The sequence below is a fragment of the Aeromonas sp. LsrichE-8G genome (assembly GCF_022869435.1).
Lineage (GTDB): Bacteria > Pseudomonadota > Gammaproteobacteria > Enterobacterales > Aeromonadaceae > Aeromonas > Aeromonas caviae.
Map to the genome: position 1 here is coordinate 1 of NZ_JALIHH010000269.1, position 1,257 is coordinate 1,257.

At 50.1% G+C, this 1,257-nt stretch carries 1 protein-coding gene; it reads left to right on the forward strand.

Annotated elements, in window-relative coordinates; translation table 11 throughout:
* The first annotated feature begins 96 nt into the window (after positions 1–96).
* On the forward strand, positions 97–1,233 hold the full coding sequence (locus MUW49_RS20950; RefSeq protein WP_041204891.1) for an ISAs1-like element ISAeme1 family transposase: 1,137 nt from the start codon (positions 97–99) through the stop codon (positions 1,231–1,233).
* Positions 1,234–1,257: the final 24 nt, after the last annotated feature.

Below are 1,257 nucleotides of genomic sequence, written 5' to 3' on the forward strand. Positions count from 1 at the left end.
CCAGGGCAAGATCGCGAACGTTTTTTAAGCAGGGCATGAGGATTTGACCGACCGAACAGGGTGTGATCTTATACTCTCTTTTACGGGAGTTTCGTCATGAACCATCAAGCGGCATTTACCCAATTCTTCTCCGAACTTGAAGACCCTCGTCAGACAACCAAAATCGCGTACCCCTTCTTCGATGTGGTTTTTCTCACCGTCTGTGCTGCTATTGGTGGGGCTCAAGGTTGGGAAGATATCGAGCTTTTCGGCGAGGCACATCTAGAATGGTTTCAGCGTAATGGATTGTTTCATAACGGATTACCTGTTCACGACACCATAGCCAGGATCATCTCCCGTATTCAACCGGAGCAATTCCAGAACGCCTTTGTCCGCTGGATGCAAGCAACATCAGAACGTACCGATGGTGAGCTGATTGCCATTGACGGCAAGACCTTACGCAGCTCTTACGACCGAGACAGTCGTCAGTCTACCATTCATATGGTCAGTGCCTTTGCCGCTGAGAATCGTCTGGTGCTCGGGCAAGTCAAAACAGATGCGAAATCTAACGAAATCACCGCCATTCCTGAATTACTGGCACTCCTCGATATAAAAGGCTGCCTGGTATCCATCGATGCCATGGGCTGCCAGACTGAGATAGCCTCAACCATAATCAAGGGCGGTGGCGACTACTTGCTGGCGGTAAAAGGTAACCAGCCCACACTGCATAATGCAGTACGCGCAGCTCTGGGCGAGTCGACCAAGAAGCCACTGAGTGAAGAAACGTTCAGTGTCGAGAAAGAGCACGGTCGCATTGATGGCCGCGAGTACCATGTGTTACCAGCCGGAGCACTATCAGAGCAATTTCCAGAGTGGAAAGCGCTGAAGAGTGTTGGTGTCGCAATATCCTATCGAATTGAAAATATGAAAAAATTTTCGATGGAGTATCGCTACTACATCAGCTCGGCTGAACTGACACCAGAGCAGTTTGCCTCAGCGGTACGAGGGCACTGGGCAATTGAAAATAGCCTGCATTGGGTTCTGGATGTCGTGATGAATGAGGATGCCTGCCAGATATATCGAGGTGATGCTCCTCAAATATTGGCCTGTGCACGACACATGGCGCAAAACATGCTGCGAGCCGAAACCAGCCGTAAGGCAAGCTTGCGGAAGAAGCAGCAATTTGCGGGCATGAGCAGCCCATATCTGGAAAAGGTACTGGATGCTGGGTTAGCTGAACTGGCATCAATTTAACAATATGTTCACGCTCTCGCCCTG